Here is a 19,054-nt window from a genome sequence, read left to right on the forward strand (position 1 = left end):
AATGCAGATGAATCTCGACAGACGCGAAGTTCTGGCCACCGCCGCGGCCGGTGCGGCCTTGATCGCCCTGCCGCTTGCGGCTGCGGCTCAGGATGGCGAAACGGTCAAGACCGTGGATGAGCTGATTGCCGAATTTACCGGCGGTGCCGATGCGGTCGAGGGGGACGGCGTTACCATTGGCGCGCCCGAGATCGCCGAGAACGGCAACACCGTGCCGATCAGTGTGGATGCGCCCGGTGCCTCCGAAATTCTGGTGCTGGCGCCGGGGAATCCCACCCCGCCTGTCGCACGGTTCCAGTTCGGGGCCTTGGCGGGCAGTCAAGCGGCCTCGACGCGGATCCGACTGGCCCAGACGCAGGACATCGTCGCCGTTGCCAAGCTGGCCGACGGTAGCTTTGTGCGCAGCTCGGCGAATGTGAAGGTCACGATTGGCGGCTGCGGCGGCTGAACGGACGAAAAGGAACAAGACAATGGCAGATAACGTCAAACCCCGCGTCCGCGTGCCCAAGACCGCCGCAAAGGACGAGGTGATTACAATCAAGACCCTGATTTCGCATCTGATGGAATCGGGGCAGCGCAAGGACAAGGACGGGCAGGTCATTCCCCGTTCGATCATCAACCGCTTTACCGCGACCTTCAACGGCGAAACGGTCATTGATGTCCAGATGGAGCCGGCGATCAGCACCAACCCCTATTTCGAATTCGAGGCCCGGATTCCCGATGCCGGAGAGTTCGTGTTTACTTGGTATGACGACGACGGTTCGGTGTACGAAGACAAGCAGACAATCGAACTGGCCTAAGCGCCGCGCCGCGATTTTCTGCACCATCTCAGGCATCGCAAGGGAGATAGAGACGATGTTGACCCAGATCCGCCTGTCCGGCCTTGCGATGGCCTGTCTGATGTCGCTGCCCGCGATGGCGCAGACGGCACCTGACGCGACCGATCCCATCATCATCAACGATGGTGAATTGCAGCTTGAGACAGTTGCATCCACGCCCGAGCATCTGGAGGGCGTTTTGCCCGAGCTGTATTCTGGCTGGCTGTTTCGCGATTCCGAAACGCAGGCGATGCAAACCGACGATTTCGAGAATCCCGGCATGATCTTTGTCGATCAGGGCATTGATGACTGGAACATGGTCGATGGCAATGCCGGAAAAAGTTGCGCGTCATGCCATGAAGGCATCGAAAGCATGAAGGGTGTTCGCGCCTCGATGCCCAGGGTGAATGGCGACGGGCAGCTATGGTCGATGGAAGACTATATCAATGATTGTCGTGTCGAACGAATGCAGGCCGAGGCGCTGGACTGGAATGGCGACCGGATGAAAAACATGACGGCGGCCATTTCGGTGCAGTCGCGTGGCATGCCGATGGATGTGGCTATCGATGGCCCGGCCCGGCCCTTTTGGGAGCAGGGCAAGGACATGTATTACACGCGATATGGCCAGCTGGAACTGGCCTGTGCCAATTGCCACGAAGATCATTATGGCGACTGGATTCGCGCAGACCACTTGAGTCAGGGCCACACCAACGGCTTTCCGGTCTATCGTCTGAAACAGGCCGCGCTTGTCTCGCAGCACAATCGTTTCCGGGGCTGTATCCGTGATACGCGGGCCGAAACATTCCCCATGGGCAGCGATGAGTTCCGTGCGCTGGAACTGTATGTCGCGTCGCGAGGCAACGGTCTTCCGGTGGAAGGGGTCAGTGTTCGTCACTGATCGCAGCGACGTTATCCTGGATGCAAGGGGGCGCGGATGATTTCCCGGCGTGAAATGCTTCAACTCGGTCTGGTCAGTTCTGCGGCATTGGCGGGGTTGCAGCTTGGCAATCCGACCCGCGCCTTTGCGCGGCAATCGCTGACTCAGGATCAATTGCTGCAATTCGAGGATTTCGGCAATCTGACCCTGATTCATCTGACCGATACCCACGCCCATCTGAAACCTGTCTGGTTCCGGGAACCCGATACCAATATCGGCGTCGGCGAAGCGCGGGGGCGTGCGCCTCATGTCGTGGGTGAAGCATTTCAGAAAATGTTTTCAATCCGCCCCGGCAGCCCCGATGCCTATGCATTGACCTATCCCGATTTCGCCGATCTGGCGTCGACCTATGGCCGGATGGGCGGCTTTGATCGTATCGCGACCGTTGTAAAGTCGATCCGCGCCGCGCGCCCGGATGCGATCCTGCTGGATGGGGGCGATACCTGGCATGGCAGCTATACCAGCCTGAAAACGCAGGGCGAGGATATGGTTCGCGTCATGAACCTGTTGGGTTCACAGGCCATGACCGCCCATTGGGAATTTACCTTCGGCACGCAGCGCATCCAAGAGCTGATCGAAATGATGGATCAGCCCTTGCTGGGGGCGAATATCTTTGATGCTGAATGGGACGAGCCTGCATTCGAGCCGTCGAAGATCATCGAGGCCAACGGCTTGCGGGTTGGTGTCGTCGGACAGGCATTCCCCTATACCCCTATCGCAAATCCCGGCTGGATGTTCCCGGAATACAGTTTTGGTATCCGCGAAGAACGCATGCAGCAGGTGGTGGATGATTTGCGCGGGCGGGGCGTCGATCTGGTCGTGTGCCTGTCCCATAACGGGTTTGATGTCGATCACAAGATGGCGGGGCGGGTGCGCGGAATTGACGTGATCCTGTCGGGGCATACCCATGACGCCATCCCCGAGCCGGTGATCGTCGGGGACACGATCATCATTGCCAGTGGCAGCCACGGCAAATTCGTCAGCCGTATCGACCTGGATGTTCGCGACGGACGGATGTTGGGTTTTCGCCACAAGCTGATTCCGATCTTTTCAGATGTGATCGAACCGGATGCCGAAATGGCAGGGCTGATCGATGAGATTCGCGCGCCCCACCAGGCGCATCTGTCCGAAGTGATCGCCAGATCCGAAGGATTGCTGTATCGGCGCGGCAATTTCAATGGCAGCTGGGATGATCTGCTCTGCGACGCGATGCTGTCTGAACGTGACGCCGAAATCGCATTGTCGCCCGGTGTGCGCTGGGGGGCGTCGGTATTGCCGGGCGAGATCACGCGCGAAGATATCCATTCGGTCACCTCGATGACCTATGGTCAGTGTTATCGCAGCGAAATGACGGGCGAGATGTTGAAGACCGTGATGGAGGACGTGGCGGACAACATCTTCAATTCCGATCCCTATTACCAGCAAGGCGGGGATATGGTTCGCGTTGGCGGGCTGGGCTATGCGATTGATCCCTATGCGGCGATGGGCAGCCGGATCACGGATATGAGGCTGTTGCGCGAGGACAGCCCGATTGATCCGGCGCGCACTTACGTGGTGTCCGGCTGGGCTTCGGTCAATCAGGGCACCGAGGGGCCGCAGATCTGGGATGTGGTCGAGGACTATCTGCGCAAGCAGGGCACGGTATCGCCCCGCGCAAGGGATGCCATCTCGGTGGCGGGCAAATAGCGCAGGCTTCACATCCGGGCTGGCGGCGACTATCCACAAGGGCTGAATGTATGTTCCGCCAGATGACGGGGTCGCATGGATGAGTTGCTGAAACCTTTGACCGAAGGCAACAGGCGCGCGTTGTCGCGTGCCATTACCTTGGTCGAATCGACCCGCGATGATCACCGGCAACGGGCAGTGGCGTTGCTGGCCGATCTGCCACAAAGGCAGGCATTGCGGATCGGGCTGTCCGGCACGCCGGGGGTCGGCAAGTCAACCTTTATCGAATCCTTCGGGACCATGCTGATTGAACAGGGGATGCGTGTCGCGGTGCTGGCGGTCGATCCATCTTCGGTGCGATCAGGCGGCTCGATACTGGGTGACAAGACGCGGATGGAAACGCTGTCGCGCAATCCGAAGGCGTTTATACGGCCCACCCCTTCCAGCGCCGAACTGGGGGGCGTGGCGCGACGCACGCGGGAAACGATCCGGCTGTGCGAGGCGGCGGGCTATGATGTCGTGCTGATCGAGACCGTCGGCGTCGGCCAGTCCGAGACCCTGGTTGCGGATATGTCCGACCTGTTCGTGCTGTTGCTTGCCCCGGCAGGCGGCGATGAGTTGCAGGGGGTCAAGCGTGGCATCATGGAAATGGCCGATCTGATCCTGGTGAACAAGGCCGATGGCGATTTGTTGGGCACGGCGCGCCGCACGGTCGCGGATTATGCCGGTGCGTTGAGATTGCTGCGCAAGCGCCCGCAGGATCCGCAGGGGTTTCCCAAGGCGATCGCGGTTTCCGCCGCTACACAGGACGGGTTGGACAAGGCGTGGCAGGACATGCGCGAGCTTTGTGACTGGCGGCGGGAACAGGGTTTTTTTGATTCGACGCGGGCGGATCAGGCCCGGCAATGGTTCATGGCCGAGTTGCGCGCCGGCCTTCTTTCGCAGCTGGATCATCCGCAGATCAAGGCGCAGTTGCAGAAATTGGGCGATGATGTTGCGAAAGGTGCGCTGGCGCCGGGCGCCGCGGCGACCGGCATGCTGAAACGTCTGGGTCGCGTATCGGCGGAATGAAACGCCTGTTTTTTGCGCCCTGTCATGGCGCGAATCAGGTAAAAACATCGGGTGAACAAGGAAAAAGCAATGCTGGACCTGCCCGAACCCGACATCCTGTATGCCGCACTGATAAGGCGTGACCCTGCCTATGAAGGGCGCGCCATTGTGGGGGTGAAAACCACCGGTATCTATTGCCGCCTGACCTGCCCTTCCCGCAAACCCCGGCCCGAGAATTGTCTCTGGTTTGCTGATCCGGCTTCGGCGCGGGCTGCGGGATTTCGCGCCTGTCGCCGCTGTCATCCGGATGGAAGCCACGCCGAGGGGTTCGTCAAGCTTCTGGTGCGGACATTGCAGGATGAGCCTGCAAGACGTTGGCGCGAAGCTGATCTGGTTGAGATGGGTCTCGATCCTTCGACCGTGCGCCGTGCGTTTCAACGCCACTATGGGCAGAGCTTTTTGCAGATGGCGCGCGCGGCAAGGGTAAAGGGGGCAATGGACAGTCTGATGAAGGGGGAAAGAATGATAGAAGCCCAGTTGGAAGCCGGATTCGAATCTGCATCGGGTTTCCGTGCGGCATTTTCCCGCCTGTTTGGCCATGCCCCCCATGAATTGCGGGGGCAAGGGGGATTGCGTGCGGATTGGATCGAGACCCCGCTTGGGGGCATGATCGCGATCACCGACGATCAGGCATTGCATTTGTTGGAGTTTACCGATCGCAAGGCACTGCCTGACGGGTTGCGGAAACTGTCTTCGATGGTTGGCGGTCGGATCGGTCTGGGGCGCAACGGTGTCACCGATCAGGTCGAACGCGAGCTGGCGGCCTATTTCAAGGGCAATGGGCCGACGTTTTCGGTGCCTGTGGCCCTGCATGGCACCGCGTTCCAGCGCCAGGTCTGGCAAGAACTGCAACGGATCCCCGCCGGCACAACCCTCAGCTATGGCGATCTGGCGCGTAAGATCGGCAATCCGAATGCGGTGCGTGCGGTCGCCCGGACCAATGCAACGAATCGGGTTGCGCTGGTGGTGCCATGTCACCGTGTGATAGGCGCGGATGGCAGCATGACCGGCTATGCGGGCGGTTTGTGGCGCAAGCGCCGGCTGATCGAGGCCGAGCGCGCCTATGCAGACGGAACGTGAAGCGGGATTTCGCGGGTCGGGGGGTTGACGCAACCAAGTGTAAACTGTATTTACCCGCGAACGGAATTCCGGGCGCTGCCTTGCGGCGCCCTTTCATATTGGGTTGGACCCTCCTGCCGGGGACGCCCGCTAAAGCTGAGACAAAGGATTGAGATCATGTCGCGCGTCTGCGAATTGACCGGCAAAGGCCCGATGACAGGCAACAATGTCAGCCACGCCAACAACAAAACCCGTCGCCGGTTCCTGCCGAACCTGAACGATGTCACGCTGACCTCCGAGAAAATGGGCCGCGGCTATTCGCTGCGCATTTCCGCAGCTGCCCTGCGTTCGGTGGATCACCGTGGTGGACTGGACGAGTTTCTGGCAAAAGCCAAGGATGCCGACCTATCGGCCCGCGCATTGAAAATCAAGCGCGAGATCGCCAAGCAGGACGGTCCGGCTGAACTGCAGGCCTGATTGGCTTCGTCAGCGATGTGCTTGCCCCGCTTTGGCGGGGCTTTCGCATATGTGGGTCAGGGCGTGATGGCTGCGACGGTTTGACCGATGGTCATGCAGGGCTTGATGCCGCATCATGTCCATGATGAATTGCATGATGTGCCATATGCCGGTGCCGACGCTTGCTGTCATGGCCTGTGATGCGATCGGCGGCATGTCGGCAATCGCATGTCGAGGGGGCCGGCATTCAACCGGAGCCGCGCCCTGAATGCCGAACCTTGTCCAAGAGCAGATTTTCCACATGAGACCGATATTCTTCGCTACCCTGCTGGCCGCTGCGCCCATGACCGCCTTTGCCGACGAAGGCCTGCAAATCCACGACGGTTATGCCCGCAGTGCCAATCCCGTCACCGGTGCCGCCTTCATGACCATCGACAACTTGGGCGATGCCGATTGTCCGTTGCAGAATGTGTCATCAGATATTGCGGAGCGGACCGAGCTGCACACCCATCGCGAAGAAGATGGCGTGATGAAGATGATGCATGTGGAAGGGGGCTTTGTCGTGCCTGCCGGTGGTAGTCTGGACCTGAAACGGGGCGGCGATCACGTGATGTTCCTGGGACTGGAAAACTCTTTGCATGATGGTGACAAGGTCGCTCTGCAGCTCGATTTCGGAAGTTGCGGCATCCAGACCACCGAGCTGGTCGTCGACAACGAGCGCAAGCCGACCGATGGCCACGGTATGCACGGGGACATGTAACGGCAGGCTGCCTGCCAAATCCCAAACTCATCCGGGGCGTGAGGTCAGGCCCCGGAAACAGGTTTCATGACGCATCTGGCATCGGTCCTGTCAGGCAGAGTCACGGCTTTCACGGGCCTTCAAACGCAGCGTCACGGCGGAAAATCGTGCATTTTAGCGTCTTGAGTTGCAACTTTGGGCATGTCTCTTGTATTTTGTCAGGGAAACTCATGCGTTGCAAAACATACAGGACGAAATCTATTATGAACCGCCGTCAGTTGATCTCATTGGCGTTGCCATTGATCGCCGCGCCGTCACTTGCACTCGCGCAGGCCACCCCGGCGCCGGCCAAAACGCGCGACCCCTATGCCCCGACCGAAGTGTCGATTCGCAATGATTTCGAGGTCGGCAGCATCGTCGTCGTCAGCAAGGATTTCTTCCTTTACCACGTGGTCGCGCCGGGCAAGGCGATCCGTTATGGCGTCGCGGTCGGCACTGCCGAACTGGTGTGGAAAGGCAAGGCCACTATCGGGCGCAAGGTCGAATGGCCCAGCTGGCGTCCGACACAGTCGATGATCGAACGCAATCCCGCCGCCTATGCGAAATACAGCGACGGAATGCCTGGCGGTCCCCGCAATCCGCTGGGGGCGCGTGCGCTGTATCTGTATGATTCCAAGGGCAATGACACGGCGATCCGTATCCACGGCACGACGGATCCCAATTCGATTGGCCGCGCCGTGTCCAACGGGTGTCTGCGTATGCGGAACGAAGCCGTCATGAGCCTGTTCGATCAGGTTCCGATCGGCACCCCGGTTTACGTCTACTAAGTCTTGCCGATAGATCTGACCCGCGTGCTGGACCCGGCTTTGGCCGGGTTCGATGACATTATCGATGTGCGCTCGCCTTCGGAATTCGCCGAGGATCACCTGCCCGGTGCGATCAATCTGCCGGTTCTGGATGATGATGAACGCGCGCGGGTTGGCACGATCTACAAGCAGGTCTCGCCCTTTGCCGCGCGCAAGGTCGGCGCGGCGCTGGTCGCGGCGAATGCGGCCCGCCATATTTCCGGGCCGCTGGCGGATCGACCGGGATCCTGGCGCGGTTTGATCTATTGCTGGCGCGGTGGGCAACGTTCTGGCAGTTTTGCAACGATCCTCGCGCAGATCGGATGGCGCGTTGACGTCATTCGCGGTGGTTACAAGGCTTGGCGCAGGCTGGTCGTGGAACGCGTCCAGCATGATGCCATCGGGGCGCCTGTCGTGGTTCTGGACGGAAATACCGGCAGCGCAAAGACGGCGATTCTGCAACGCATGGCCGGGCAAGGCGCGCAGGTTATAGATCTTGAGGCGCTGGCCCGGCATCGCGGCAGCTTGTTTGGTGCTTTTGCGGATGGGCAGCCCGGCCAAAAGGCGTTCGAAGGGCGGCTGGCTTCTGTGCTGGACAGGCTGGACCCCAAGCACCCGGTTATCGTCGAAGCGGAAGGCAGTCGGATCGGAAAGCTGAATCTGCCCAAGGCAATCTGGCGTGCAATCTGCGATGCGCCACGTATCCGCCTGCATGTGCCCATCGATATTCGCGCGCGCTATTGCGCCCGGGACTATGCCGATTTGTTGTCAGACCCCGGATTGTTGCACGACAGGATCATCGCGCTGTCGTCATTGCACCCGAAAGAGCGGATCGAACAGTGGCTGGCGCTTGTCCAGGCCGGTCAGGCTGAAGCCCTGGCTGAAGGCTTGATGCGGCATCATTATGATCCGCGATATGATCGGCATCGCGCGCGCTTTGCCACGCAGCGCGATGCCGATCTGGATGTTGCCGATCTGGCGGATCTGGACGGCATCGCTGCATGGGTCAATGCCAAGGCAAAGCAACTGGTTTCTTGGCCCTAGCCGCCGCGGTAATCACGCAGGAAACGGCGTAGCACCGTTTCCAGTTTCGATGCCCCCAAGGGTGCTATGGCTTTGGTGTGGTCATGGCTGATCGATTCATTGCTCAGCCCGGCCCCCATATTGGTGATGACTGAAATGGCAGCGCATTTCAGGCCGAGAAACCGGCCTAGGATGATTTCCGGCACCGTTGACATGCCAACCGCATCCGCGCCCAGAACGCGGGCGGCGCGAATTTCGGCTGGCGTTTCAAAGCTTGGACCAGAGAACCAGCAATAGATTCCCTCGGGCAGTTCGATGTTTTCGGCATGTGCAGCTGCGGCAAGCGCCGATCTGATCTCGGGGTCATGCGCGGTGGTCATCGGAACGAATCGTGCGTCGGTCTTTTCGCCGATCAACGGATTGGTTCCCGCAAAGGCGATATGATCTTCCAGCAGCATCAGGCCGCCCGGTGGAATGTCGGTGCGTAAAGACCCTGCCGCATTGGTCAGTATCAGCCGATCACAGCCCAACGCTGCCAGGGTTTCCAATGGCAGCCGCATGGCGTCGGCCTGTCCCGATTCATAGTAATGCGCCCGTCCGCCAAAGACCGCGACACGCCGCCCCTCAAGATTGCCAATGACCAACTGCGGAACATGGCCCGACACCCCGGCATGGGGAAAGCCATCCAGTTGATCATATGGAATGGCAGTCCCATCGATCTGTGCGGAAAGATGGCCAAGACCTGACCCGAGTATCAGGCCGAATTCCGGGGGCTGGTCACCGGCGCGTTCCCGGATGAAATCGGCAAGATCAACGCTCTTTGACATAGGGTTCTCCGCCCGCCCGTGGCGGGATAGCACGACCGACAAAGCCGGCAAGGATGATGACGGTTAGAATATAGGGCAGGGCGTTCATGAACATGGAAGGAATGGTCACCACACCAAGGTCCAGATTGGGATAACGATTGGCGATCGCCTCGAGCAGACCGAACAGGAACGTTGCGAACAGCGCGCTCCAGGGGCGCCATTTCGCGAAAATAAGGGCTGCCAATGCGATGAAACCGCGACCTGCGGTCATTTCCTTGACGAAACCTGCAGACAGACCCGTGGCCAGATAGGCACCGGCCAGCCCGCACAGCACACCGCATATCGCGACCGCGGCGAAACGCAACCGCGTTACCGATACGCCTGCCGTATCGACCGAAGCGGGGTTCTCGCCCACCGCGCGCAGGCGCAGTCCGAAACGGGTGCGCGACAGTATCCACCATGTCAGGGGCACGCAGGCAAAAGCCACATAGACCAGCGCAGTATGCCCCGACAACAATTCGGCATAGATGGGCCCGATAAACGGAACCTCGCGAATCGTATCGGCGAAGGGCAGCGTGATTTCGCCAAAGCGGCCGCCTTCGGTCAGGGATGGGGTGCGCCCGCCCAATCCGAAGATTTTTTGTCCCAACAACACGGTCATGCCCGAGGCCAGAAAGTTGATGGCCACACCAGAGATCAGCTGGTTCCCCATGAAGGTGATCGAGGCCAGCCCGTGAATCAACGACAGCGCGGTTGACCCGGCAATACCTGCCAGCAGGCCCAGCCATGGGTTGCCGGTGGCATAGGCGACGGCTGCCGCCGTGAACGCCGCCATCAGCATCTTGCCTTCCAGGCCGATATCAAACACGCCCGAACGCTCGGAATAGAGACCGGCTAGGCATGCCAGCAGCAGCGGTGTCATCAGGCGCACCGCACTGTCGAGGATCTGGATGATCGTGTCGAAATCCATCAGGCGTCCTTCCGCTTGTTGCTCAGCGCCAGAAACAGCCGTTCCAGAGGCATTCGCACCATGTTGTCCAATGCGCCTGTAAACAGGATGACCAATGCCTGAATGACAATGATCAGTTCACGGGGGATACTGGTCCACAAGGCCAGCTCGCCGCCGCCCTGATAGAGAAATCCGAACAACAATGCGGCCAGAACGACGCCAAAAGGATGGTTGCGTCCCATCAGGGCCACCGCGATTCCAATGAAACCCGCACCTTCGACCGCATTCAGCAACAGCCGTTCGGATTCGCCCATGACATTGTTGATCGCCATCAGGCCGGCAAGCGCGCCTGAAACAAGCATTGCGATCACCGTGATTCGCACTGGTGAAATGCCCGCATACATCGCGGCGGGTTCGGATCGACCGAATGCGCGGATCTCATAGCCAAGCCGCGTCCGCCAGATCAGGGCCCAGACCAGAACACAGGCGATCAAGGCAACGAAAAAGGTGACATTGACGGGCGTGTTCTTGCCCCATTCCACCCCTAGAACCAGCGCAAGATCGGACAAGGTCGGCAGATGCGTGGCCTCGGGGAAACGTGCAGATGCAGGGTCCATGCTGCCGACAGGACGCAGGATATTGACCAGAACATAGTTCAACAGCGCCGCGGCAATGAAATTGAACATGATCGTGGTAATCACGATATGGCTGCCGCGCTTGGCCTGCAGCCAAGCCGGTATCAACGCCCATGCAGCCCCGAACATCGCCGCGCCGATCATGGCGAAAGGCAGGGCCAGTACCCAATGCGGCAAGGGCAGATACAGCAGGACAAGGGCAACGCCAAGCCCGCCCATCATCGCCTGCCCCTCGCCGCCGATATTGAACAGGCTGGCGTGATAGGCCACGGCCACCGCCAGTCCGGTAAAGATGAAATTGGTGGTGTAATACAGTGTGAAACCCCAGCCATAGCTGGACCCCAACGCGCCATCCACCATGGTTTTCAGCGCCATCCAGGGGCTTTCGCCAATCGCCAGGATGACGATTGCGGAAATGGCCATTGCCAACACCAACGAGATCACGGGCGTCAGGATCACGTCCGCCCATTTTGGCATCTTATCCATCAGGCCTCTCCCCCGGGCAGGCGGTCTACATGTTGGGTTTCAGGCGGAATTCCTTCCTCGGCGCTGTGATTCTGTGTGTCGGTGATGCCTGCCATCAACAATCCCAGCTCTCCGGTCGTTGTTTCACCGGGCAGGCGCTCTCCCATGATGCGGCCGTCGAACATGACGGCGATCCGATCCGAGAGCGACAGAATTTCCTCCAGCTCGACACTGACCAGCAGCACAGCCTTACCGGCGTCACGCAGTTCAACGATGCGTTTGTGGATGAACTCGATCGCGCCGATATCGACCCCGCGGGTCGGTTGACCGATCAGCAGAAGGTCCGGATTACGTTCGATTTCACGCGCCACGACGATCTTTTGCTGGTTTCCGCCCGAAAAGTTGCGCGCGGCAAGGTTGGAATTTCGCGGGCGCACGTCGAAACGTTCCATCTTGGCGTCGGCATCTGTGCGGATCGCGCCATTGTCCATCAGCATACCGCGATTGAATTCCGGAGCATGGTGATAGCCGAAGGCGACATTTTCCCAGGCTGCAAAATCCATGATCAGGCCTTCAACCTGCCGATCCTCGGGGACATGGCCGATGCCGCGCTTGCGTCGCGTCGCGGCATCAGAGCGTGTGCCGGTCAGGTCCAGCTCTTCGCCATTCATGCGAATAGTGCCGCCGACCGTGCTGCCTTTTTCGGGATAACCGCCCAGCAATTCCAGCAATTGCGTCTGGCCGTTTCCGCTGACCCCCGCGATGCCCAAGATCTCGCCGGCGCGAATTTCGAAACTGATGCCGCGCAGCCGTTCGACACCCTCATCATCAACCAGCCTGAGGTCCTGCACCTGCAGGATCGGCTTGCCGGGTTGTGCAACCGCCTTGTCCACGCTCAGCAATACCTTGCGACCGACCATCAGCTCGGCCAGCTCTTCGGGGCTGGTCTCGGCTGTCTTGACCGAAGCGACCATTTCCCCGCGCCGCATCACACTGACATTATCGGTGATGTCCATGATTTCGCGCAGTTTGTGCGTGATCAGGATGATGGTTTTGCCTTCGGCTTTCAGCCCTTCCAGAATTCGGAAAAGGTGGTCTGCTTCGGCGGGGGTCAGCACCCCGGTCGGTTCGTCGAGAATCAAGATATCGGCATGACGATACAGCGCCTTGAGGATCTCGACCCGCTGCTGGTGTCCGACCGACAATTCCTCGATCAGTTCGTCGGGCTCGACATTCAGTTGATATTCCTTCGCCAGATCGCGCAGGACACCGCGTGCCTTGGCCAGCGAAGGTCGCAACAGGGCGCCGTCCTCGGCACCCAGAATGATATTCTCCAGAACAGTGAAATTCTGCACAAGTTTGAAATGTTGAAACACCATGCCGATCCCGGCACGGATGGCCGTCTGGCTGTCGGATATGGTCAGTTTCTGACCATTCACCAGAATTTCACCACGATCGGGTTTGTAGAACCCATAGAGAATCGACATCAACGTCGATTTGCCGGCGCCATTTTCGCCGATGATCCCGTGGATGCTGCCCCGAGGCACCTGTAGATCGATATTCTTGTTCGCCTGCACCGATCCGAACGATTTCGAGATGCCCCGCAGTTCGATGGCATAAGGGGCGGTCTCGTGTGACCGCCCCCCAACATTTTCCGACCCGCCCGTCATTACTGAACCGGGCAGCTGCTGTCGGCCATGTAGTCATGAACCTCGATTTCACCGGATTGGATCTTGGCGGCCGCGTCATCCAGTGCGGCCTGCACATCCGGCGTAATCAGTGCCTGATTGTTGTCGTCAATCGCGACCCCGACACCCCCGGCGGCCAGATCCATCACCTTGACCCCCGGTTCCAGATCGGTTCCCGCCAAAAAGGCATCATAGACCGCATTATCGACGCGCTTGACCATTGAAGTCAGAACTTGTCCGGGGTGCAGGTGGTTCTGGTTGCTGTCGACCCCGACCGACAGGATGCCTTCATCCGCTGCCGCCTGCAGCACACCGATGCCGGTCCCGCCCGCTGCGGCATAGATCACATCCGCGCCCTGTGATTTCTGGGCCTTGGCAAGTTCGCTGCCCTTCACCGGATCGTTCCACGCCGCAGGGGTGGTGCCGGTATAGTTGATCAGCACCTTTCCTTCCGGCTTGATGGATTTGAAGCCCTGCGCATAGCCGCATTCAAACTTGTGGATCAGCGGAATATCCATGCCGCCGATAAATCCGACGACATCCGTTTCGGACTTTACGCCCGCCATGACCCCGGCCAGATAGCTGCCCTGTTCTTCGGTGAAGACCACCGATTGCACATTGGGTTGATCCACGACCATATCGATGATCGCGAATTTGGTATCAGGATAGTCGGGTGCGATCTTGGTCAGGACGTCGCTGAAGGCAAAGCCGGTCATGACGATGGGGTTCGCGCCGGTTTCGGCCAGACGGCGCAGCGCCTGTTCGCGCTGTGCTTCGGACTGCATCTCCAGTTCTTTGTAGCTGCCGCCGGTTTCTTCGGTCCAGCGCTTGGCACCGTTATAGGCCGCTTCGTTGAATGATTTGTCGAACTTGCCGCCGAGATCATAGATCAGCGCCGGGTCAGCCATCGCCACGCCCGACGCAAGTGTCGCCAATGCCGAGCTTGCAAAAAGAGTTTTCACCAAGGTCATAAGCAGAGCCTCATCCTGTTGTTGCCGGCGATTCATGTCGTCGGCCTAATGGGCCGATTAGGGCGCATCGCCCGATATGGGTCAACTGCCTTCTTCGCAAAATCAAAGCTCAAGCCGTAAGGTCAACGCGTCCCGGCCGGCCCCGTAATAGTCACGCCGGCGACCCGATTCGGTCCAGCCCATACGCTGATACAGGCTGCGGGCCGCTATGTTGTCGGCGGCGACCTCCAGAAATGCGGTCTCGGCACCTTGATTGCGGGCCCGGGCCGCGAATTCGGTGGACAAGATGGCGCCGGTGCCCAGGCGACGATGTCGGGGGTCGACCGCCAAGGTCAGCAACTCTGCTTCCCCCGCGATGGCCCGCCCCAACAGGAAACCGTTCGGGCGCGTCACAAGAAAGGCGCCGCGCGTTTCCAGAATGCCGGCGAATTCGTTGGCGGACCACGGGCGGGGCGCGGATTGAAAGCAAAGATGATGCAGCGCCGCCAGCTCTTGCGGGGTCACGGCAGGATCACTGGCGGCGGATCGGATGGCGGCGCTGCATCGGCTGGTCGCAGATATATGGGGGCAGGGCGCGGCACGGGCTGGTGGCGTCGCGCCATCGCCAATCGCGCAATGCCCTCGGCCAGCGGAACCGCCGGCGCAGCCGGCGCGGGGCCGGGCGGCAGCGCGCCGTTCGCAGCTTGCTGCGGACGGCTCTCGCCATCCATATGCGATCCGGTAAAGTCCTGCCAGATTACCTGGTCTCGCCGTGACGGGATGACGATACGGCAGGGCCGTTCAACCCCGAAGGCCGCGGCTTCGGTCGCGCCAATCCCGATGGCCGGAATCCCAAGCGACAGACTCAGCCCCCGTGCCGCAGCCACGGCCACGCGAATGCCGGTAAAATTCCCCGGGCCGATCCCGACTCCGATGGCGGTCAGATCTGCCCAACCCAGCCCGGCCTCTGTCAGCATGGATTGCAAGATCGGGAAAAGCCGTTCGGCCTGGCCTCTGGTCATGTCTTGATGGGTCTGCGCCAGAACCGTGTCGCCGCACAACAAAGCGGCCGCGCAATGCGCGGCCGATGTGTCAAACCCCAAGACGATCGGGTCAGGCAACGGGGCGAACCTCGACCACCTCGGGGATATAGTGGCGCAACAGGTTCTCGATGCCCATTTTCAGGGTCAGCGTAGAGGATGGGCATCCCGCGCAGGCACCCTGCATATGCAGATATACGACCCCGCGATCAAAGCCGTGAAAGGTGATGTCACCCCCATCCTGTGCCACGGCGGGGCGGACGCGAGTATCCAGCAATTCCTTGATCTGACCCACGATCTCGGCATCGGGGCCGGAATGCTCGGCATGCCCCGCCGAACCGGTGGCGTTACCTTCGATTACAGGTGCGCCCGATTGGAAATGCTCCATGATCGCCCCCAGAATCGATGGCTTGAGGTGATCCCAGGGTTGGTTGTCGGCTTTGGTCACGGTGACGAAATCGCGGCCAAGAAACACGGCGGTCACGCCTTCGATGGCAAAGACACGGCGCGCAAGCGGCGATTTATCGCCCGCTTCGGCATTTGGGAAATCCGCTGTGCCCGCGCCCAGCACGGTTTCGCCGGGCAGGAACTTCAGCGTTGCGGGGTTCGGGGTGGTTTCGGTCTGAATGAACATCGGCAGCGCTCCTTTGGCTTTGATATGGCGACCGTGGGGGCGCGGGTCAAGCTCGGGCCGTCAGGTAATCGCTTCCAGTCGTTCCTTGGGGATGTCACCGGGGACAATCGTGATCGGACAGGCCAGTGTCGCGGCGTCGCGCATCAACCGGCTCAGAACCGGGTTCTGGCCGGACTTGTCACTGTTCAGCCCCAGAACCACCACGCCGATTTCCGGATCCTCTGCGATTTGCGCAATCACCTCTTCGGCGGGGTCGCCTTCGCGAATGACCAGTTCGGGTTCGACCTTGGGACGAGAGCGCATCCATTTCGCGAAAACCTCGAAATGAGCCTCGATTCGTTCATGCGCTTCGGCGCGCATGACATCGGCAACGCCAAAGCCGTGTTGAATATCTGCTGCGGGAATCACCGACATGATGACCACGCCGCCTCCGCCATTCGCCGCACGCATCGCTGCAAATCGCATCGCGTTCAGGCATTCGTGGCTGTCATCCAGCAGCACCAGAAATTTACGCATCAGAGAGCCGTTCGGTGGTTTTTCGCCGCCACAGTGGCCGAACTGCCATGCTTGCGCAAGTCATTGCACCAAAAGCTTGCGCCACAGTTTCAAAGCGCCGGGCGATGTGCTACCGCAAAAAACAACGCATCAACAACGTGATCGGGCCATATCGTGACGATCCACCACGACTGGGACAAGACGCAGGCGCAACGCCTGGCCGCACTGACGGCCCCCAAGATGGCCTGGTTTATCCGAGAGGCCAGCGCAGACGGCATCAATCCCATGCCGGCGTCCAAGCGCATTTTCGATGTTGCACTGGTTCTGATCCTGCTTGTTCCGCTGTCATTGGTGATGGTGACCGTTGCGTTGATCCTGCTGGTGGTTCAGGGCAGGCCGATCTTTTATTCCGCCCAACGGATGAGCTCGCCTTCGCGCAGCTTCACACAGCTGAAGTTCCGGACCATGCTGCGCCAGGACGGTGATTTTGGGGCCACGGGTGCGCATAAACATTGGCGCATCACGCCGATCGGGCATTTCCTTCGGCGTACCCGGATTGATGAATTGCCACAGCTTTTCAATATCCTGCGTGGCGACATGAGCTTTGTCGGTCCCCGCCCCCCATTGCGCGAATATGTCGAAAGATTCCCGGCGGTCTATAGTCAGGTATTGAAAAGCCGTCCGGGCGTGACCGGTTTGGCGACTCTGATCTATCACCGCCACGAAGACAAAATTCTCGCCGGTTGCACCAGCGCCGAGGCGACCGAGGCTGCCTATTATCGCCGTTGCCTGCCGGCCAAGCTGAAAATCGATCTGATCTATCAGCGCCATCGCAACATGCGCATGGATGTCTGGATTCTCTGGAGCACCGTCAAGATCGTCGTGTCCCGACGGGATGAACGTCCACGTCGTCGCAAACCGGTCGCGCCGCGCAAGCAGGTCGGCTGATTCGTTTCAGGCGAACGGGTCTTGCGGATAGCCGACACCGGACAGATACAGCCCCTGGGGCGGGCAGACCGGACCACAGGCCGAACGTTCGCAGGCCTGCAATGCGTCCCTGACCCGATCCGGATGCCACGACCCCGCGCCAACCCGTTCCAGGGTTCCCACGATTGACCGCACCTGGTTGTGCAGGAATGATCGCGCGCGCAGGTAAAAGCGATATTCATGACCATGCGGCACGGGCACGCTGTCGATGGTGATTTCATCCATGGTCTTGACCGGACTTTGCGCCTGGCAGATCGAGGATCGGAAGGTCGTGAAATCATGCTGGCCCAGCAAATGTGCGGCCCCTGCACGCATGGAATCGACATCCAGCGGATTCAGAACCTGCCAGACCTGACCGCGCAGATGGGTCAGCGGCGCGCGCCGCGCCACCAGCCGGAACAGGTAGCGGCGTTCCATGGCCGAGAACCGGGCATGAAACTGATCGTCAACTCGGGCGACGGCAAGAATCGCGACGGGTGCCGGTTTCAGGTGGAAGTTCAATGCCTCGCCCAATCGGAAGGGATCCCAGTCACGCTGCATGTCGGCATGGGCCACCTGACCTGTCGCATGGACGCCCGCATCGGTGCGCCCCGCAGCGGCAATCCGCCCGCCTGATGCGAATCCGGGATCCAGCCGCGCAAGTGCCTCTTCCACGGATTGTTGTACCGAGGGTTGGTCCGCTTGCGCCTGCCAGCCGGCGAAAGGCGCGCCGTCATATTCGATCTTTAATGCATATCTTGGCATGAGGCGTCAGCGGATCTCGTCTTTTCCGGCCTTGTCGGCAGGGGTCAACAGGTCGTCGAGGGTTCTGGCCTGTTCACTGGTCAATCGGCGGCTGTCAACGGCATCTTTGGCGGGACGGACGCCTTCGCGTTGCAAACGTTCGCGCAGGACCGAGATTTCAATGGCAAGATCATCGCGATCACCATCCAGCAGCTTGTCCGAACGTGCTTTGAAATCATTTTCCAGATCGTTCAGAAATTCCTCGTATGCCAGCCGCGACTTTTCGTCGCGAGATCTGGCATAGAGGCTTGCGAATTTCTCGGTCGCATCGCGTGCGCCCTGTAGATACACGCCCATATAGCGCCGCGCAGCTGACAGGTCGCCGGGGTCTTCGCGCACCTGATCGAACAGATCCTGAACCGTTGCGGCAAAGCCCATCACCCGTGCCTCCAGCCGGCGATCCCCTGTGCGTCGGATGGCATTCTGCATCTGTGACAGATGGGCTTCGCCTTCCTCGATCATCCGCGCGGCACGATCAGCCTGAAAGTCATCGGCATGTTCCATGCCCTTCGCCCGCATCGGGTCGGCACCAAAGGCCAGAAAATGCAGCGCAAACCCGACAATCCCGATCAGGGCGGCCCCACCGATCGCCCCCGGTTCGGCAGCACCCAGGCCAAGACCCAGCCCGGCCAGAATGCCCCCGAACAGCTTGCGCGGGATCGCCGGCGCGCGCGAAGTTGCGCGCAAGTCATAGGCGGCCTCGGCAGCCAGCCCTTCGCGGGTCAACCACATGCCCGCCGCAATCAGGCCGAACGCGCACAGATTGGCGACCATTCCGATCGGGGGCTGAAAGAACGCAGCGAACAGGAACGGAAGTGCCGCGATCGTGACCCATTTCGGGCGCGATGACAGCCTGTGCAGCGTTGGGCCCGCCGCCTTGCGTCGCTGCGGATCGTTGTCGCTGCCGGGGTCAGGCGAATAGCGCCCGCCGAAACGCTGTGCCATTGCGCGCCCCCTATGCAGCGCCGGC

At 60.3% G+C, this 19,054-nt stretch carries 22 protein-coding genes; 11 read left to right on the plus strand and 11 right to left on the minus strand.

The features are described 5' to 3' along the window. The first annotated feature begins 7 nt into the window (after window positions 1-7). The 10 genes from soxY (at window position 8) to mnmH (ending at window position 8,673) form a co-directional block, all read left to right on the plus strand. On the plus strand, window positions 8-448 hold the full coding sequence (soxY, locus tag PAF17_RS04865; RefSeq protein WP_271888014.1) for a thiosulfate oxidation carrier protein SoxY: 441 nt from the start codon (window positions 8-10) through the stop codon (window positions 446-448). A gap of 22 nt (window positions 449-470) precedes the next feature. Next, entirely contained in the window at window positions 471-800 is a 330-nt protein-coding gene (gene soxZ / locus PAF17_RS04870) for a thiosulfate oxidation carrier complex protein SoxZ (RefSeq protein WP_271887958.1), read from the plus strand. A gap of 55 nt (window positions 801-855) precedes the next feature. Continuing rightward, entirely contained in the window at window positions 856-1,716 is an 861-nt protein-coding gene (gene soxA / locus PAF17_RS04875; RefSeq protein WP_408636369.1) for a sulfur oxidation c-type cytochrome SoxA, read from the plus strand. 36 nt (window positions 1,717-1,752) lie between these two features. Further along, window positions 1,753-3,441: a thiosulfohydrolase SoxB gene (soxB, locus tag PAF17_RS04880; protein WP_271887959.1), complete on the plus strand. Its 1,689-nt coding sequence runs from the start codon at window positions 1,753-1,755 to the stop codon at window positions 3,439-3,441. Window positions 3,442-3,516: 75 nt separating this feature from the next. Beyond that, window positions 3,517-4,491: a methylmalonyl Co-A mutase-associated GTPase MeaB gene (gene meaB / locus PAF17_RS04885; protein WP_271887960.1), complete on the plus strand. Its 975-nt coding sequence runs from the start codon at window positions 3,517-3,519 to the stop codon at window positions 4,489-4,491. Between the two features lie 69 nt (window positions 4,492-4,560). Next, window positions 4,561-5,610 (plus strand): bifunctional transcriptional activator/DNA repair enzyme AdaA, encoded by a 1,050-nt coding sequence (locus PAF17_RS04890; RefSeq protein WP_271887961.1) that lies wholly within the window; start codon window positions 4,561-4,563, stop codon window positions 5,608-5,610. A gap of 156 nt (window positions 5,611-5,766) precedes the next feature. Further along, window positions 5,767-6,066, plus strand: a complete 300-nt coding sequence (rpmB, locus tag PAF17_RS04895) for a 50S ribosomal protein L28 (protein ID WP_271887962.1) — start codon at window positions 5,767-5,769, stop codon at window positions 6,064-6,066. Between the two features lie 280 nt (window positions 6,067-6,346). Then, window positions 6,347-6,805 carry a copper chaperone PCu(A)C gene (locus PAF17_RS04900; RefSeq protein WP_271887963.1) on the plus strand — a complete coding sequence of 153 codons (459 nt, stop codon included), beginning with the start codon at window positions 6,347-6,349 and terminating at the stop codon, window positions 6,803-6,805. 242 nt (window positions 6,806-7,047) lie between these two features. After that, on the plus strand, window positions 7,048-7,611 hold the full coding sequence (locus PAF17_RS04905) for a L,D-transpeptidase (RefSeq protein WP_271887964.1): 564 nt from the start codon (window positions 7,048-7,050) through the stop codon (window positions 7,609-7,611). Between the two features lie 3 nt (window positions 7,612-7,614). Further along, window positions 7,615-8,673 carry a tRNA 2-selenouridine(34) synthase MnmH gene (gene mnmH / locus PAF17_RS04910; RefSeq protein ID WP_271887965.1) on the plus strand — a complete coding sequence of 353 codons (1,059 nt, stop codon included), beginning with the start codon at window positions 7,615-7,617 and terminating at the stop codon, window positions 8,671-8,673. Here the strand turns inward: mnmH and PAF17_RS04915 are convergent. From PAF17_RS04915 to PAF17_RS04955, 9 genes are all read right to left on the minus strand, one after another. Next, window positions 8,670-9,479 carry a purine-nucleoside phosphorylase gene (locus tag PAF17_RS04915; protein ID WP_271887966.1) on the minus strand — a complete coding sequence of 270 codons (810 nt, stop codon included), beginning with the start codon at window positions 9,477-9,479 and terminating at the stop codon, window positions 8,670-8,672. The genes mnmH and PAF17_RS04915 overlap by 4 nt on opposite strands. Further along, window positions 9,463-10,428 carry an ABC transporter permease gene (locus PAF17_RS04920; protein ID WP_271887967.1) on the minus strand — a complete coding sequence of 322 codons (966 nt, stop codon included), beginning with the start codon at window positions 10,426-10,428 and terminating at the stop codon, window positions 9,463-9,465. Before PAF17_RS04920 ends, PAF17_RS04915 begins: the two co-directional genes overlap by 17 nt. Next, on the minus strand, window positions 10,428-11,528 hold the full coding sequence (locus PAF17_RS04925) for an ABC transporter permease (protein ID WP_271887968.1): 1,101 nt from the start codon (window positions 11,526-11,528) through the stop codon (window positions 10,428-10,430). Before PAF17_RS04925 ends, PAF17_RS04920 begins: the two co-directional genes overlap by 1 nt. Further along, complete coding sequence (locus tag PAF17_RS04930) at window positions 11,528-13,177, minus strand: ABC transporter ATP-binding protein (protein WP_271887969.1); 1,650 nt, start codon at window positions 13,175-13,177, stop codon at window positions 11,528-11,530. The genes PAF17_RS04925 and PAF17_RS04930 overlap by 1 nt, the downstream gene beginning before the upstream one ends. Further along, window positions 13,177-14,166: a BMP family lipoprotein gene (locus PAF17_RS04935; protein ID WP_271888016.1), complete on the minus strand. Its 990-nt coding sequence runs from the start codon at window positions 14,164-14,166 to the stop codon at window positions 13,177-13,179. The genes PAF17_RS04930 and PAF17_RS04935 overlap by 1 nt, the downstream gene beginning before the upstream one ends. 102 nt (window positions 14,167-14,268) lie before the next feature. After that, on the minus strand, window positions 14,269-14,670 hold the full coding sequence (locus PAF17_RS04940) for a GNAT family N-acetyltransferase (RefSeq protein ID WP_271887970.1): 402 nt from the start codon (window positions 14,668-14,670) through the stop codon (window positions 14,269-14,271). Next, on the minus strand, window positions 14,667-15,266 hold the full coding sequence (gene tsaB, locus PAF17_RS04945) for a tRNA (adenosine(37)-N6)-threonylcarbamoyltransferase complex dimerization subunit type 1 TsaB (protein WP_271887971.1): 600 nt from the start codon (window positions 15,264-15,266) through the stop codon (window positions 14,667-14,669). Before tsaB ends, PAF17_RS04940 begins: the two co-directional genes overlap by 4 nt. Further along, entirely contained in the window at window positions 15,259-15,819 is a 561-nt protein-coding gene (locus PAF17_RS04950) for a NifU family protein (RefSeq protein ID WP_271887972.1), read from the minus strand. Before PAF17_RS04950 ends, tsaB begins: the two co-directional genes overlap by 8 nt. A 60-nt stretch (window positions 15,820-15,879) precedes the next feature. Then, on the minus strand, window positions 15,880-16,335 hold the full coding sequence (locus PAF17_RS04955) for a universal stress protein (protein ID WP_271887973.1): 456 nt from the start codon (window positions 16,333-16,335) through the stop codon (window positions 15,880-15,882). A 153-nt stretch (window positions 16,336-16,488) separates the two neighbouring features. Here PAF17_RS04955 and PAF17_RS04960 point away from each other — a divergent pair, with 153 nt between their 5' ends. Beyond that, complete coding sequence (locus tag PAF17_RS04960; protein WP_271887974.1) at window positions 16,489-17,262, plus strand: sugar transferase; 774 nt, start codon at window positions 16,489-16,491, stop codon at window positions 17,260-17,262. Between the two features lie 6 nt (window positions 17,263-17,268). Here the strand turns inward: PAF17_RS04960 and truA are convergent, their stop codons facing one another. Beyond that, a complete protein-coding gene (truA, locus tag PAF17_RS04965) occupies window positions 17,269-18,045 on the minus strand; it encodes a tRNA pseudouridine(38-40) synthase TruA (protein WP_271887975.1) in 777 nt (258 codons plus the stop codon). Between the two features lie 6 nt (window positions 18,046-18,051). After that, window positions 18,052-19,029, minus strand: coding sequence for a 5-bromo-4-chloroindolyl phosphate hydrolysis family protein (locus PAF17_RS04970; protein WP_271887976.1), 978 nt, complete (start codon window positions 19,027-19,029; stop codon window positions 18,052-18,054). Window positions 19,030-19,054: the final 25 nt, after the last annotated feature.

The organism is Paracoccus onchidii, assembly GCF_028294535.1.
GTDB lineage: Bacteria > Pseudomonadota > Alphaproteobacteria > Rhodobacterales > Rhodobacteraceae > Paracoccus > Paracoccus onchidii.